Origin of the sequence: Streptococcus sp. HMSC071H03, assembly GCF_001813035.1 — a bacterium.
GTDB classification, from domain to species: domain Bacteria; phylum Bacillota; class Bacilli; order Lactobacillales; family Streptococcaceae; genus Streptococcus; species Streptococcus anginosus.
Genome location: NZ_KV811145.1, coordinates 112629 through 127888, shown reverse-complemented (window position 1 = coordinate 127888; position 15260 = coordinate 112629). Strand labels below are relative to the sequence as shown.

Annotated in this window: 13 protein-coding genes; 3 read left to right on the top strand and 10 right to left on the bottom strand. The window is 38.1% G+C overall.

What is annotated here, in order from left to right; translation table 11 throughout:
* Positions 1–17: 17 nt before the first annotated feature.
* From HMPREF2887_RS02025 to HMPREF2887_RS02015, 3 genes are all read right to left on the bottom strand, one after another.
* Complete coding sequence (locus tag HMPREF2887_RS02025; protein ID WP_021001906.1) at positions 18–2099, bottom strand: C69 family dipeptidase; 2082 nt, start codon at positions 2097–2099, stop codon at positions 18–20.
* Positions 2100–2292: 193 nt separating this feature from the next.
* Complete coding sequence (locus HMPREF2887_RS02020) at positions 2293–2934, bottom strand: DJ-1/PfpI family protein (protein ID WP_021001907.1); 642 nt, start codon at positions 2932–2934, stop codon at positions 2293–2295.
* 46 nt (positions 2935–2980) lie between these two features.
* Entirely contained in the window at positions 2981–3721 is a 741-nt protein-coding gene (locus HMPREF2887_RS02015; protein ID WP_021001908.1) for a lysophospholipid acyltransferase family protein, read from the bottom strand.
* A 119-nt stretch (positions 3722–3840) separates the two neighbouring features.
* On the opposite strand from HMPREF2887_RS02015, the gene HMPREF2887_RS02010 reads away from it, so the two are divergent.
* From HMPREF2887_RS02010 to HMPREF2887_RS02000, 3 genes are all read left to right on the top strand, one after another.
* Positions 3841–6195 (top strand): cation-translocating P-type ATPase, encoded by a 2355-nt coding sequence (locus HMPREF2887_RS02010; RefSeq protein WP_057489729.1) that lies wholly within the window; start codon positions 3841–3843, stop codon positions 6193–6195.
* 105 nt (positions 6196–6300) lie between these two features.
* The gene (locus tag HMPREF2887_RS02005; RefSeq protein WP_057489730.1) at positions 6301–7047 is read left to right on the top strand and encodes a tRNA1(Val) (adenine(37)-N6)-methyltransferase; all 747 of its coding nucleotides are present in this window, start codon (positions 6301–6303) and stop codon (positions 7045–7047) included.
* Positions 7037–7294, top strand: a complete 258-nt coding sequence (locus HMPREF2887_RS02000) for a GIY-YIG nuclease family protein (RefSeq protein ID WP_057489731.1) — start codon at positions 7037–7039, stop codon at positions 7292–7294. Before HMPREF2887_RS02005 ends, HMPREF2887_RS02000 begins: the two co-directional genes overlap by 11 nt.
* A 34-nt stretch (positions 7295–7328) precedes the next feature.
* On the opposite strand, the gene HMPREF2887_RS01995 is transcribed toward HMPREF2887_RS02000, so the two are convergent.
* From HMPREF2887_RS01995 to HMPREF2887_RS01965, 7 genes are all read right to left on the bottom strand, one after another.
* On the bottom strand, positions 7329–9557 hold the full coding sequence (locus tag HMPREF2887_RS01995; protein WP_057489732.1) for a glycosyl hydrolase 53 family protein: 2229 nt from the start codon (positions 9555–9557) through the stop codon (positions 7329–7331).
* A gap of 112 nt (positions 9558–9669) precedes the next feature.
* A complete protein-coding gene (locus HMPREF2887_RS01990) occupies positions 9670–11325 on the bottom strand; it encodes a PTS lactose transporter subunit IIBC (RefSeq protein ID WP_057489733.1) in 1656 nt (551 codons plus the stop codon).
* A gap of 4 nt (positions 11326–11329) precedes the next feature.
* Positions 11330–11653 carry a PTS sugar transporter subunit IIA gene (locus tag HMPREF2887_RS01985; protein WP_021001913.1) on the bottom strand — a complete coding sequence of 108 codons (324 nt, stop codon included), beginning with the start codon at positions 11651–11653 and terminating at the stop codon, positions 11330–11332.
* Between the two features lie 13 nt (positions 11654–11666).
* Positions 11667–13067 (bottom strand): 6-phospho-beta-galactosidase, encoded by a 1401-nt coding sequence (gene lacG / locus HMPREF2887_RS01980; RefSeq protein ID WP_021001914.1) that lies wholly within the window; start codon positions 13065–13067, stop codon positions 11667–11669.
* A gap of 10 nt (positions 13068–13077) precedes the next feature.
* The gene (locus HMPREF2887_RS01975; protein WP_021001915.1) at positions 13078–13914 is read right to left on the bottom strand and encodes a PRD domain-containing protein; all 837 of its coding nucleotides are present in this window, start codon (positions 13912–13914) and stop codon (positions 13078–13080) included.
* Positions 13915–14168: 254 nt separating this feature from the next.
* Positions 14169–14702 (bottom strand): isoprenylcysteine carboxyl methyltransferase family protein, encoded by a 534-nt coding sequence (locus HMPREF2887_RS01970; RefSeq protein WP_021001916.1) that lies wholly within the window; start codon positions 14700–14702, stop codon positions 14169–14171.
* Positions 14703–14800: 98 nt separating this feature from the next.
* A partial coding sequence (locus HMPREF2887_RS01965) for a PfkB family carbohydrate kinase (RefSeq protein ID WP_261673788.1) occupies positions 14801–15260 on the bottom strand: 460 nt, incomplete at its 5' end.

Here is a 15260-nt window from a genome sequence, read left to right as displayed (position 1 = left end):
TGATTTTCTTACTTCAACTAGTCATTATTCTTTTTTGAACGTTTTGCTAAGATGAAGATGACAACTCCTAAAATGACAATTCCTACTAAACCAAGGAAGGTTACTTTTTCACCAGTTGACGGAAGGAAGCCACGTCTATTTTGTTTTGGCGCTTCTTTAACAACTTTATAATTCACTTTGTAAGTAGAGAAGTGTGTTGTTTTAAAGCTAATCGTTTGGTCTTCGTTGAGAACAAAATCAAATTTTTCCGCTTGCTTACCGTCTTTCATAGCATAAACAGAATCCACCGTAGCACCTTGTTTCACTGGTACTGTCACTAATGTGGAGCTAACTTGTGACACTGCTTCACCTTTTGGATTGGTCAAGGTAATGTCATAGCTGTCTGCGTTTTCTTCAATCGTCTTTTTAACTGCTAATTTGAGATTAGCCTTTACTAAATCTGCATTTTGCAAACGAACACCTGTAGCTGTATCCACTAAGGTATCAGAAGTTTCGTTTGGTTTTGGTTTTTCAACATCTGATGAACTAGATGTAGAAGTTTCGTTTGTACTTGACGAAGATTGAGATGTAGACGAAGTTGAAGATGACTCACTTGTACTTGAAGATGGTTCTGAGCTAGAGCTTGGTGGCGTTTGCTCATTTTTAATCTTTTCTTCCATTTCAGCTTCTAGAGCTTTCATTTCTTTAAAGACTTCCTCTGCACGCGCCATACTAGACGCAGTCACTTCTTCTGACGAAGCTCCACCTGCAGCTGCGTATTGTTCATCTAATTTGGCTTGTTCTTCAATCAATCGTGCTTCCAAAGCTTTCCATTTTTCTTGAATGCTATTGCCAAATAATTTTTGATGTTTGGCTGCCATATCGTAAATGTGTGACGCAACCCAGTACCACGAATTTTTGTCGTACTTCGTTGTATCAACTTGGTAAGCTGAATACGTATTGGTAATATTTCCATAATATGGTAGGTATGGAGCGAAACGAGGACTACCAACAGAAAGCCACATTGTGCCACCACCCATGCTAGCAGGGATATTATCTTTCAATTGGAAAATGTGCGCTTCCATTACGTTTGGATTGCCAAGAGGATATTTATAGACTGGATCTACTTTTCCACGCTGAGGAATGCCCTTCCCGTCCAATTCCATTTGGTCAAGGGGTTTAAATTGCGTTCCTTCAAAACGGTTCCGCTGCATCCGCATCACATCTGCAACGCTGATTTTTTTATTGCTAGATTGCAACAAATCAAAATATTTATCATCATAATTGACTGGTGCGTCTGGGTTCAAAGCCTTAATACCAGCCCAGGCCCGTGAACGATCAGCTTCTGCCATTGGCGGATTGTAAGATTGAGAAATATGGAACTTGCCATTGATTTCCTTGTAGGAATTTGCATCTCGTGCTACTTTTTCTACATTTTCTGAAGCAATGACATTTTCCTTATCATTAAAATCAACACTTCCTAAGAAGAAGGTATTAGGGAAAATACTATATTTGTCGTCTGGATATTTAATGGCAACATATTGATGACCAGATAAGATTTCCATGTACCAGACACCTGTCTTATCTGCAATTGTCACAATGTTTCCTTCAGCAGCACCTTGTTTTTTGACAATCTCTGCAATGAGCTCCACACCTTCACGAGCTGTTTTGACATGTGGCAAGACAACCGTTGTCATAATGGATTCTGCTAGCCCTTTTTCTACATAAGGATCAACTTTCTGGATAGCTTTATTCGCCTTAGCTGATACTGTAGCAGAAATGGAAACTCCATGCTCATTGAAGCCTACTTCATCAAAAATACCTTCTTTTGGTGTAACGTCCGAAACAGAAGTATATTTATAGCTATGTGCAGGTAATTGCCATTCAAAGCCATTCGTTTCATCAATCAGTTTTTCTCCTGCTTGATTGTCCTTGGCTGGATGAACTTTAAAGACTTTGTTATGATTAGGCTCCAAATCCTCTGTACGACCATACAAAGTCGAACCATCTGCTGTCAAGTTCTTCCCAACAATAAAACCTGTGCAGGCTTCAACTGCTTGAAAAGGAAAGAGAATAAGAGCAGATAACATAATTGTTAATCGAAAAATCAATTTTTTCATATATTTCTCCTTTTATGATTGCATGTTGAATACATCAACTTTTAAGAGTGAGCATCACTCTTATTACCTTTTTAAAACCGTATACCTTAAATTTAGTATACTATTTTAAATCTATTTTAGCAAGCGCTTTCATGTACAATTTATGTATCGATTATTCTTTTTGTCCTAAAATTTACAATAAAAAACCAGGAAATCATTCCTGGGTACATCGTTCATATTGTGAAATCTTTTGCAGTATTTTTTGGTAATCAGCAGTCTCTAAATGATACGTTAACTCTTCTGGAGTGTAGGAATTTTTTCTCAAAAAGAAATCGCTCGGCACTTCTAATCCTAAAGTATCCAAAACGGTCTGAGAAAATTCTACATAAGCAAATCCAATGGCTGTAATAACATTCTTGTCTTTTACAACAGGCTGATGGAGGAAATTTCCTGTTTCCAAAAAAGAAAAATACTCTACCAACTCCATATACAGACCACCTGTGTAATACCGGCTTCTCAACAAACCAGCTTTTCCTAAAAACATAGACGATGAGGAAATAGCCGCTACCATCGTCCGCTTTGTGTCTACCCTCTCCAAAAAAGAGATTAGTCTGGAATCATAAAGGCTAACAAATGGATCTAGTGTGCCTGGCAATATGATGCAATCATACTTTTCATTTTGCACTTCTTTAAAAGTAAAATCTGGAATAACTTGCAATCCTTCTTCACTCGTATAGACTTTCTTTTCTGAAGCAAGATAATCCAAAGATTGTCCAAAAGAAAGACAAAGTATTGATGTCAAAGTTGTGATTTCCTGCAATGAACATGCTGGATACAGCAAAACTGCTATTTTCATAGATGCTCCTTCTCGAAAGGTGAGGCATACCTCTTCTACAAGATTTTTATTTCCTATGTTTATCAGGATCCCAAACGAAACTTGCGATGAAACTGAAAGCAAATGTTAGTAAGCCAACAACAATTGACAGTAACAGAGCGATCAAACGGGGGAGCAACAATAATATATTTGGATTTTTTTTCACTTCAAGAGCTGCTACTTCTGCATCTAAACGATCAAATTCTGTCTGAATACGACGGGCGACTTCTTCCAGGCCTTCATCATTCATCTTTTTGATGTCTGAAATATCAATCGGTTGACCAAAATCCATGTCCACACGCTCACCTTTTGCTAAACCTTTCAGGCTCATCGGTCCTACATAAACAACTGGAAGAATGCGTACCTTTGCCATTTTAGCAATCAGTGCAACGCCACCTTTCACATCTGTCGAATGCCGACTTCCACTTGGAAACATAATCAAAGACCGATTGCTTGATTTCAACATCTTGACGGGGTATTTAATAGCAGATGCTCCTGGATTCTCACGGTCAATCGGAAATGCACCACACATGCGAATCCACCAGCCGAAAACGCGATTTGTGAACAGTTCTTTCTTTGCCATAAAGATAAATTGCTTGGGTCTTGTTGCAAAAGCCATGTAAACAGGATCCCACCAAGTACGGTGTGGAGCCACTAAAATATAATTTTCCTCTTGGTCTGGAATGTTCTCCAAATGGTGGTAGTGAGCATTACCATTTAAAGCCCATAAAATCAACATCACCAATCTTCTCAAATATCTATAAAACATAGGCTCTCCCTTCTTATTTCTTCCATTATACCTTATCCAATGCCCACTCGCAAACTTTTTTTGCTTTAAAACTGTTACAGCTGAATGGATTCTATTAGAAATTTTATTAAAAAAATGGTATGATTATCCTCATGAACATGAAAGAATTTACAGGATTAACCCACCAGCAAGTCCAAGAAAAAATTGCACAAGGACTTACCAATAATTTTACAGCCAATACAAGTACCAGCACCTGGCAAATCATCAAGCGCAATGTTTTTACGCTATTTAATGCACTAAATTTTGCAATTGCCCTGGCGCTTGTTGCTGTGCAAGCATGGAGCAACTTGGTTTTCTTTGCTGTTATCTGTTTTAATGCCCTCTCTGGTATCGTGACAGAATTGCGAGCTAAACACATGGTCGACAAACTGAATCTTTTAAACAAAGAAAAGATAACGGTCATTCGCGATGGCAAATCTAGTCAAATCAATCCAGAAGACTTAGTCTTGGATGACTGTATTCAACTGGCTACGGGGGAGCAGATTCCAAGTGACGCAACTGTTTTAGACGGTTTTGCAGAAGTGAACGAAGCCATGTTGACAGGTGAAAGTGACCTTGTTCAAAAGGAGATTGGGGAGCAATTGCTCTCAGGAAGTTTTCTTGCCAGCGGGCGTGTTATTGCTAAAATCACTCATGTAGGCTCTGATAATTATGCTTCTAAACTGATGCTAGAGGCTAAGACTGTCAAACCAATCAATTCTCGTATCATGAAATCCATGGACAGGATTGCAGGTTTTACAGGAAAAATCATTATCCCTTTCGGAATTGCGCTCTTTCTAGAAGCACTTTTGGTAAAACACTTGCCTGTCAAAGATTCGGTTGTCAATACTTCGACAGCTCTTCTGGGAATGTTGCCAAAAGGAATTGCTCTTTTAACGATTACTTCTCTTTTAACAGCTGTCATCAAGCTGGGCTTACGAAAAGTCCTCGTACAAGAAATGTACTCCGTTGAAACATTGGCCCGTGTTGATATGCTCTGTCTTGATAAGACAGGTACCATTACACAAGGAAAAATGCATGTTGAAACAGTCAGCCCACTCACAGAAGATTTTTCAGAACAAGCAATCTCTGACATTCTTAGTGCTTATATCACTGCAAGCGATGACAATAATCCAACTGCCCAAGCCATTCGCAAGCAATTTACTACTCCGACTGACTATCAAACAAGTAATATGATTCCATTTTCGAGTGACCGTAAATGGGGAGCTATGGAAATGTCGGACTTAGGTACTGTCTTTCTCGGTGCGCCTGAAATGCTCTTTCATGAAGAAATTGAGCTAGCACAGGAAGCTCAAAAGCGTGGTTCGCGTGTGCTCGCTTTAGCTATTAGTCCTGAACGCATTGGCCATAAACACATTCACTTACCAAGTAGCATTCAACCCATTGCCATTTTAGAAATCACAGACCCGATTCGTGACGGAGCAACTGATACTTTGGAATACTTACGCTCACAAGAAGTGGGCTTAAAAATCATCTCAGGTGACAATCCAATTACTGTATCAAACATTGCTGCAAAGGCAGGATTTGCAAACTACCAAAGTTATGTTGATTGCTCAAAAGTAACGGATCAAGAGTTGATTGAGCTGACAGAAAAGACAGCTATCTTTGGCCGCGTTTCTCCTCATCAAAAGAAACTTATCATTCAAACCCTGAAAAAAGCAGGGCACACCACAGCTATGACTGGTGACGGAGTCAATGATATTCTGGCATTACGGGAAGCAGACTGCTCAATTGCCATGGCTGAAGGAGATCCTGCAACACGACAAGTTGCCAATCTCGTTTTGCTCAATTCTGACTTTAACGATGTTCCTGAAATTCTCTTTGAAGGACGCCGCGTCGTTAATAACATCGCCCGCATTGCACCGATTTTCCTCATTAAAACAACCTATTCGTTCATTTTGACAATCATTTGTATTTCTAGTATTCTGTTGGGACGAGCAGAATGGATCTTAGTCTTTCCATTTATCCCCATTCAAATCACCTTGATTGACCAATTTGTTGAAGGTTTGCCGCCCTTTGTCCTCACCTTTGAGCGAAATATCAAACCTGTTGAACAAGATTTCCTTAAAAAAGCAATTTTCAAGGCACTACCTAGCGGGCTAATGGTCGTCTTTAGCGTTTTATTTGTCAATATTTTTGGTGGACTGCATGGCTGGTCACAAGTGGAAATCTCAACTTTACTTTATTATTTATTAGGCTCTATCGGCTTTCTATCTGTTGTTCGTGCCTGCCTGCCACTCAATCTCTGGCGGATTCTGCTGATCCTCTGGTCCCTCGTAGGCTTCTTTGGAACAGCCATTCTTCTACAAAAATACATTGAAATCGCTACTCTAACCAGCAATAGCTTCCCTATCTACATTATTCTGATGATTCTCTTTACAATTACTTTTATTGTCGTGACACACATACAGAACAAACGGGAGCAAAGTTTATAAATCTTAAGAATAATACCTACAGGCAGTAAGAAAAACCGTACATTTTTGTCTTACTGCTTATTTTTGTTACTTCTTTTCCTCTACATCATGATATAATAAGGGTATATGGCAGAAATTCTTTTAAAAGACGGTGAGCGAGTCAATCAGCTCTTTTCTACTGACGTCAAAATTATTCAAAATCGAGAGGTCTTTAGCTACTCAGTAGATAGTGTACTCCTCTCCCGTTTCCCAAACTTACCTAAGCGCGGTCTTATCGTGGATCTTTGTGCTGGAAATGGTGCTGTTGGACTTTTTGCAAGCACCCGAACCAAGGCTCAAATCATAGCGGTTGAAATTCAAGAGAGACTGGCAGATATGGCAGAGCGCTCTATTGAGCTAAATGGTCTAACCCACCAAATGCAGGTCATTCAGGATGATTTGAAATATCTCACCCACTATATTGACGGTAGTAAAGTGGACATGATTTTATGCAATCCGCCTTATTTTAAAGTAGATGAACATTCTAATCTCAACGCAAGCCGACACTATCTGCTTGCACGACATGAAATTGCGACCAATCTGGAAGAAATCTGTCGAATCTCCCAACGAGTTTTAAAGTCCAACGGACGTTTAGCAATGGTGCATCGTCCTGAACGATTCCTTGATATTATTAACACCATGATAGCGCATAATCTAGCTCCAAAACGTATTCAGTTTGTTTACCCAAAAGCAAATCGCGAAGCCAATATGCTCCTCATTGAAGCTATCAAAGATGGTTCCCGTGACGGGTTAAAAATCCTGCCACCGCTTTTCATTCATAATGAAGATGGCAGCTACACTCCAGAAATTCATGAGATTTACTATGGAAACTAAAGCCTACATGTACGTTCTGGAATGCGCCGATGGCTCTCTCTACACAGGGTACACGACCGATGTCAAAAAACGACTTTATACGCATAATACTGGAAAAGGCGCCAAATACACCCGTGCACGATTACCTGTTACTCTTTTGTATCAAGAGGAATTTCCCGACAAACCTTCTGCCATGTCAGCCGAAGCCCTCTTTAAAAGAAAAACACGACAACAAAAATTAGAATATATCGCAGATAAGAAAAAGTAGAAAGCGGGAGGTCTTTCTACTTTTTTTCAATGATTTATTGGTTATTTTTCTTAGAAATGACAGCAACAAAGACACTCAGAAAAACAACACCGATACCAGCTAAATATGACATGCTAGTCCCTGTACTTGGTAATAATTCTTTGGTTTTAGCTAATTTTTTGTCACTTGTAGTAGGCAAAGTTTCCTTGTTCCTATTCGTTTGAGAAGACTTCCCATTTTTATTAGACGAATCAGAATCTGTCAACCCAGCATGGGAGTTTTCTCCTTTTTGTTCTTTGCTATTAGAATTTTCCTTTGTTTTTTTGCTATCTTCATGCTGAACATTAGATGAAGATTGATTTTCTAGTGGTACAAGGGCTCGAATGGCAGTCTGTAATGCTTCACATTCTGCATCAATCTCTGCTTGTGTCGCATCATCTTTTTGTAAAATAGCTTGTGCTTTTTCTACTTGTTCTTTTAAGTTCGCAAGTGAATCCTTTGTATAATGTATAGTTTCCGCTAATTTTTCTTTTGCCGAAGAAAGAGCGGTTCCCAACTTTGTCTTATCTACTCCTTCTTTGGTTAAAAGCAAATCGTCAATTGTTCCCCATGAACCTTTATTTGCTTTCACACATATTCCCAGTGTCACCTCGGTCTCTTTTGTTAATGTAAAGCTCAATTTCGCTGTCTGCCAATTTGACCAACCAGCTAGTTTGATTTTTTCACTTTGAACATTTACTGCCTCAGCACGAGCAAAAGCATAAATATCTTCAGAGCCATTCGTATCACCACCTTGAATTTGAGCAGAAAATTGATAAGTTCCTGCTGGAAGTGTTACCTTTCTTTCAACGCCAGTTGTATAATCGCTTGTGCCATTGTAGAAATTCATGACATACTTGCCTGTTTTAGGCGTGTCTTGTCTACGCTTGATAAAATCGTTAAAAGTATAATCTGAAAGATCTTCTTCCTCAAAGCTAGAATTTGATAACAAACTCTCTTGCAGCTCTACTTCTTCATTCTTATCATATTCTAGATTTGTATTCAACCCAGTATAAACATATTTAAATGTCGCAAGTGATGGCAAAGCTTTTCCTGTAAAATCAAACAATGCTTGATTATCCCATTCAGAGCCACCGTAATTTTCCTGATTAACATTTGGATCATACCCAATGACGGCACTAGAAGCCCAGCCCGAACCGTATTTTTCCCAAATAGGTGTATTTACTTCTTTTCCTTTGGAACTAACCGGTGTCCAAGCTGGTTCCCAATAAAAGATGCCTAATGCACTTGCTTTATTGGCTGCATCAATGACATCTCGTAAGGCATGCGATTGCCCTTGAATAGAGGCAGGATAGCCACCTACCAGCATTTGATTTTGTGTTCGGATAACATTTTGTTGACCATCTCCATCTTCTAATGTATAGGCATAAGAAGTCTCTGCTACAAGTGTCTTTTTCCCATACTTTTCAGTCACTGTCTTTAAAACTGAAGTCAGATTATCTAAATTACCATGCCAAAAACTATAATAACTAGTAGCAAACACATCATAATCAATATGGTGATCTGATAAACCTTTTGCGTAATTCAGTATCGTTTCCGTTTTATCTGGGTTGGTAAAATGAAAAGCTATCAATATAGTTGCATCCACTTCTCGCACTGCTTTGGCGCCTGCTGCAAACAACTGATAGCGTTCCTCTCCTGCTTCACCTGCTATCCCACTACTCGTTGTTTCATTACCAACTTGAACCATTCCTACATTTACACCAGCTGCTTTTATTTTTTCAAGACTAGCTTTGGTGTATTGATATAAAGCCTCTGATTTTTCAGACACATTCATATTTGTCCAATCTTTTGGTGGAACTTGACGTCCTGGATCAGCCCAAAAATCTGAATAATGAAAGTCCACTAGTAGCCGCATACCATGTGCTGTAGCTCGTTTTCCAATCTCAATCGCCTTTTCTATATCGCTATTTCCAGCGCCATAACCATGTCCGTTATGATCATAAGGATTATTCCATACTCTGACGCGAATGTAATTTACACCATTTTCTTTCAAAATATCAAAGATATCTTTGACATTCCCATTTTCATCTTTGTACTCTACACCACTTTGTTCTTGAGCAATTACTGTTGAAATATCCGTCCCCATGATAAAATCAGATGATAAATTTTCTACTTTATCAACACGTATTTTAGTATTTTCATTAGCTTTAATAGGAATGACTCCTCCAAGCAAACAAAGACTAGCAGCAAAAACAAGCGACAATCTTAATCCTATTTTCATACAGTTTTCCTATTTCTATTTAGTTTAATATTTTAGTGTTCGCTTTAAAAAACTGATAAAACAAGAAATAGGTTTTATCAGTTTTTAAACGAACATTTTATAAGAAGGCTAGTTATTCAAAATGCGAAAGAACGAATTGCACAGCGCCTTTAGGATCACGTGTCAATTTGATATATTCAGCACCTTTTGTCGCAACAAGTTTGATGCCCAATTTATCCGTATCTTTCTTAATATCTTCATAGTAAGAATTGACTTGTGGAGCTAGCACAACCATGTCAAAATCTTTCATAATATCGTAGTGCGAACCATAAGCACCAGCTGTTGAACTGAGGTCTATGCCTAACTCTGCTGCGCCTTCTGTTAGTGCATTTGCTAGCATGGCGCTTGTCCCTGCACCGGCACATAGAACCAAAATATTATGATGCTTTCCATCTGCAACCGCTTGAATTTGATCGTCTATTTCTGCTTCTGCTGCTTCTTCGAGCTCCATCACTTCTGCCTTTTTTGCTTCTTCTTCTACTAATGAATCATCGTACGCTTTGATAAATGGAAGGTAGATGAAAGAATCAACTACAATCAACAACAGCATCAAGACAATAGATAAGATTCCTGCACCCGTACCTAAAATCAAGCCAATCGGTGCTGGCGTTGCCCAAGGAAGGACATACATAAAGCTATTCATACCTAACACATCAACAAAGAACTTGAAAGCACAAACATTGATTATTGGAGTGATTAAAAATGGAATAAAGAAATAAGGATTTAAAATAATCGGTGTTGCAAACAACAATGGTTCATTGACTGCAAAGCAAACCGGAACAAAGGAAGCTTTCCCGACAGCTTTTAATTGCTTAGATTTTGCAAAGAGCATGAAGAGGAATGGAACAACCAATGTTGCACCTGTACCCCCCATTGTGCCAACGAAGTTTCCAAGCCCTACTGTCAACACGTTTGAAGCATGATGACCTGCTTTTACCAACTGTAAATTTGTTTCCACATTTGCATAAATAATCGCGACAATAGCTGGTTCTACAATTGAAGGACCATGCACACCAACAAACCAGAAGAGCGCCATTGCTCCCCAAATAATTGAAATTCCTAAATAGCCATCAGCTGCAGTAAACAAAGGTTGGAGAAGTGTGATAACAGCTTCTGCAAACGAATGCCCAAAGAAATAACGTACGATTGTATCAATCAGAACAGCAGCAAATACTGCAAATGAAAATGGAAAGACATCACGGAAAGTTTGAGAAATTGTTCCAGGAACTTCTTTTGGCATCTTAATAGTAATGTCTTTCAATACACAGAATTTATAAACATTTACCGTGATAAAAGCTGCTACAAAAGCCGCTAAAATCCCTTTTGTTCCCATGTAGCCATTGGCTAAACCGTTTTCAATTTGATCCACACTTAAAAGGAGGAAGCTCACAATGGAAGCCAACATAACAGAAACCGAATTGATAGTCTTGTTGGTCGGCATATTGCGGTTCATTGATTCTGACAAACAACGAGCGGTCGTTGCGGACACGAGAATAGCTACTACACCCATAGAATAGCCATATACTTTCCAAAGCCAGGTGGAAACGTCATTTGGCAACTTAAATCCAAAAATTTCTGGAATTGCTGCTAGCAAGATAAAAATACTTGAAAATAAAATTGCAGGCATGGCGGCTAAAAAGCCGTCACGAATAGCGCCAAGATAAATATTGCGTGATATTTTTTCAAAGAAAGGTTTTCCTTTCTCAATTTGTTTGATAATTCCGTTCATGGAATTAGTCCTCCTTGTATTGATTTTTATATAATTCAATAAAATCTACGATCAATTCTTTTAACAATAATGTCGTCATCAAATGATCTTGACCGTGAATAAAGATAAATCCTAAATCTAAATCTTCCCCAGCTGCCTCTTGTGCTAAAATCTGCGTTTGTGAATTGTGGGCTAAATTCAAATTTTCATCTGCTTCTTTTAAAGTAGCATCTACATTTGTAAAATTCCCTTGACGAACCTCTTTCAGCAAATTCAGTAAACAACTACGTGCATCCCCCGAATAAGCTACGATTTCAAATCCCAACATTTGTAATTCGTTTTTATTCATCTTATCTCCCTTCTTAAATCACAATCTTTGTTTCACTAACATGCTTGTACCAATAAGCGGATTCCTTAGGGTAACGCTTTTGAGTTTCAAAATCAACGTAAAACAAGCCATAGCGTTTATTGTAGCCATTTGACCACGAGAAAACATCCATCAAAGACCAAAGGAAATACCCTTTTACCACAACACCGGCATCAATAGCTTTGCTTAAAGATTGCAAATACACTTTCAAATAATCAATCCGTGGCTTATCCATGACGATACCATTGTCAAACTCGTCTTTATAGCCCATTCCATTTTCAGTAATATAAATCTTTTGATAATGTGGATAGTCTTTCTTAATTCTCAATAAAAGGTCATACAAGCCTTCTGGGTAAATAATCCAATCCCAGTCTGTTCGTTCAATCCCTTCCTTGTAAATCCGTTCTCCAATGCCTTTCACTTTATAAACCGAAGTGCCTTTATCACCCGTTCCATTATGATGAATAGTTGATTCGCCCTGATAAGCCTTAACAAAATGACATTGATAATGGTTGATTCCAAGATAATCATTTCGGTGACTAGCTTTTTTCATTTCTTCAAAGTCGCTTTCAAGGAATTCATAACTAGCATTGTTAGCAGCGCAAATTTCATTAAGAGCTTCCATTGTTTCGTTTGAATAATAACCTAGATAAGTAGCATCTAGCAAGAAACGAATAGAAAGCGCATCATCCAGAAAAGCTGCATACTTATCTTCTTCGCTGTCTGTTGCTGGATATTTTGTTTCCAAAGAATGCACCACTCCAATTTCACCGAGGTAACCCTTTTCCTTAAAAAGATTTACTACACGCGCATGAGCGTACATCATATTGTGCAGGCATTGAATCACCTTACTCAAATCGTACTGAATCCCCGGAGGAAAGACACCGAGCAAGTATTGATTGGTCGCCACAGGATAAATTTCGTTAAAAGTGCTCCAATGATGAACCTCTGGAAATTCTTGAAAACAAAATTCAGCATATTCCACAAACGCTTCAATCGTATCACGATTGAGAAAATCACCTTGATCAAACAAAACTTTCGGAGTATCAAAGTGATGCAATGTAACAAATGGCAGGACGTGGTGTTTCGCACATTCAGCAAACACACGGTGATAAAAATCTACTCCTTCTTTATTCACTTCACCACGTCCATTCGGAAAAATCCGACTCCAAGCAATAGACAAGCGCAAACCATTGACGCCAAACTTCTCACACAACTCAATATCTTTTGAATATTGATGATAAAAATCGCTGGCTGGATCTGCCAAAAATCGTCCTTGCTTTTCTAAAAATTCATCCCAAGCGACCGGACCTTTTCCACCTTCTTTTGTAACTCCTTCTACTTGATAAGCAGCTGTTGCACCGCCAAAAATAAAATCTTCTGGTAATTGAAACATGTCTTCTCCTTTACAATAATCTTTGAATATGAATCACCAAATACACTTTCTCATTTGGATGAAGTCCTCCACCCAAATGCTGACGAATGACTTCATAAATATCTTCGCCAATTTGATAGGCTTCTGGATAATCCTTTTTGATATGTTCTTCTAAATTCTTCATGGAAACTTTTGAATCGCTGTCATCTTGATCCAAACGCTCAATAAAGTACGTCAAATGAATCATTAAGCGATCATAAAAATTACTATTCTTTTTTGTCCGCTTAATACCATGTTTTAAAAGTTCCTCTTGCACCAAAGCAATCATTTGTCGGGTCAGTGTTTGTTCATCTTTACTAATCACGACATCTTCACCTTTCGCATTGATAAACTGTAAGGCCAACCGCCCAATCTCATCTTTTGGAAAATCCACATCCAATTTTTCTTTTAAAATCACCAAAGCATGCTCAGCAATTTTGTACTCCGTCGGATATTGCTCCGACATATCCGGCAAGTGATTACTTTTATAAGTATTTCTTTGCAGCGCTTGATAACTACAATAAATATGATCTGTCAAAGTTACATAGATGTACTCTTGAACTGGAAATTGGAACTGTTGAATACCATAATCAATAATTTCATAACTAGTCGTGATAAAGTCCAAGGGAACATCTTTTAACAAAGCAGAAAAGTTTTCGCGCGATTCTTCACTTTTTAGTTGAAAGACTTTTTCTACTCGTTCTTCTGCCAGCAAATCCCCTTTTTTCTTTTTAAAAATGATACCGAGCCCCATGACAACAGCCTGTTCACCACTTTCATTTTTGACCACCGCAACATTATTATTTAGTGGCTGGACAATTCGAAACATTTGTGTCCTCCTTCCTAACAATATTTTTGTAAAACATAAAAAAACCATAAACAAACCAAGATTTTTTACTTGGGTCATTTATGGTCTCGCCTAATTTCTTAGTTACAATCCATGTTTTATTTAACTTTATGAATAGAGTTTAACACATTTTCAAACTTTTGTAAACCCTTTCTTACTTTATTTTTTAAAAATTTATACAAAATGGATAATTTGTGTAAATTTAAAATCTTTCATTCTATACTTTTAAAAACAGCTTACTTCTGCGCAATACCATTTGGGATAATGACTTCTTTGAGCAGTTTCTCTTCTTCCTTGATGCGATTATACAAAACTACCGCATACAGAGGAAATAGAATACAAAATGAAATTAGTGCATGACAAAGTAATGCTAAACCAATCAACTCTGGAACGATATTCAAGAAATAATTTGGGTGTTTCACATAGCGGAAAAGCCAATGATCGACAAACTTATGATCGTTTACAAGCATCAATTTCACTGTCCAAATGTCCCCTAATAATTGCGTCACAACATAGAGCATAAACATTGAAAATAGCAATAGCCCCAAACCTATAGCACTAAGTGCGTCAAACCAAACCTGACGTATCGTAGCTTCAGCAAAGCAAGAAAGGTAAAATAAAATGTGAAGAATAGTGATATACTTAGTATTTTGCACGCCATATTCGCGCCCACCATTTGCCAATATCGCTTTCTCATTCTTCATCGATATTTTTAGAAATACCAACCGAAATACAAATACCGCTAAAACAATAAGTCCTGATAAAGTCATACGACCTCCTTATAATAAAATAATCTATTTTATTATATAAAGTGGGGATTTCCTAAGTCAATACATTCAAAAAATATCATATAAACTGTAGAAAGAATTTACAATGTTGTTAGTTCGATTTCGTCTACAATTCGTTTTACATCGGCTGGGTCTACTTTTGGAGTCCATTGCAGGCAGTTAGCTGTTGCATAAGCACAGGCACGAATGACAGCCTCTCTATCAACTCTCCCCTTACTTTCTAAAGCATGGCATAGACTTCCAAGGAAAAAGTCGCCTGACGCAATAGGATTTTTAACATGAATTATTGGAAACGTCAGTTGGAAAACATCATCCTGCAGGCGTGCTACGACTCCTTTTCCTCCCATTGTCACAATGAAATAGGGAATTTCATCATATTCTTTGAGAAGTTTTGCTGCTTCTTCTGCAGTTTCAACTGGACATCCTGTTAATTCTGCCAATTCTTCATCGTTAATTTTTACAATGTCAGGTTGTGCTGAAAAAGCTGCTTTTAGTGCGACACCGCTTGTGTCTACTACTAAATTCACATTCTCTGGCAAA

Coding starts and splice junctions, on each gene's coding strand:
- HMPREF2887_RS02025 (WP_021001906.1), bottom strand. CDS start 2,099: ATGAAAAAATTGATTTTTCGATTAACAATTATGTTATCTGCTCTTATT.
- HMPREF2887_RS02020 (WP_021001907.1), bottom strand. CDS start 2,934: ATGAAAATAGCAGTTTTGCTGTATCCAGCATGTTCATTGCAGGAAATC.
- HMPREF2887_RS02015 (WP_021001908.1), bottom strand. CDS start 3,721: ATGTTTTATAGATATTTGAGAAGATTGGTGATGTTGATTTTATGGGCT.
- HMPREF2887_RS02010 (WP_057489729.1), top strand. CDS start 3,841: ATGATTATCCTCATGAACATGAAAGAATTTACAGGATTAACCCACCAG.
- HMPREF2887_RS02005 (WP_057489730.1), top strand. CDS start 6,301: ATGGCAGAAATTCTTTTAAAAGACGGTGAGCGAGTCAATCAGCTCTTT.
- HMPREF2887_RS02000 (WP_057489731.1), top strand. CDS start 7,037: ATGGAAACTAAAGCCTACATGTACGTTCTGGAATGCGCCGATGGCTCT.
- HMPREF2887_RS01995 (WP_057489732.1), bottom strand. CDS start 9,557: ATGAAAATAGGATTAAGATTGTCGCTTGTTTTTGCTGCTAGTCTTTGT.
- HMPREF2887_RS01990 (WP_057489733.1), bottom strand. CDS start 11,325: ATGAACGGAATTATCAAACAAATTGAGAAAGGAAAACCTTTCTTTGAA.
- HMPREF2887_RS01985 (WP_021001913.1), bottom strand. CDS start 11,653: ATGAATAAAAACGAATTACAAATGTTGGGATTTGAAATCGTAGCTTAT.
- lacG (WP_021001914.1), bottom strand. CDS start 13,067: ATGTTTCAATTACCAGAAGATTTTATTTTTGGCGGTGCAACAGCTGCT.
- HMPREF2887_RS01975 (WP_021001915.1), bottom strand. CDS start 13,914: ATGTTTCGAATTGTCCAGCCACTAAATAATAATGTTGCGGTGGTCAAA.
- HMPREF2887_RS01970 (WP_021001916.1), bottom strand. CDS start 14,702: ATGACTTTATCAGGACTTATTGTTTTAGCGGTATTTGTATTTCGGTTG.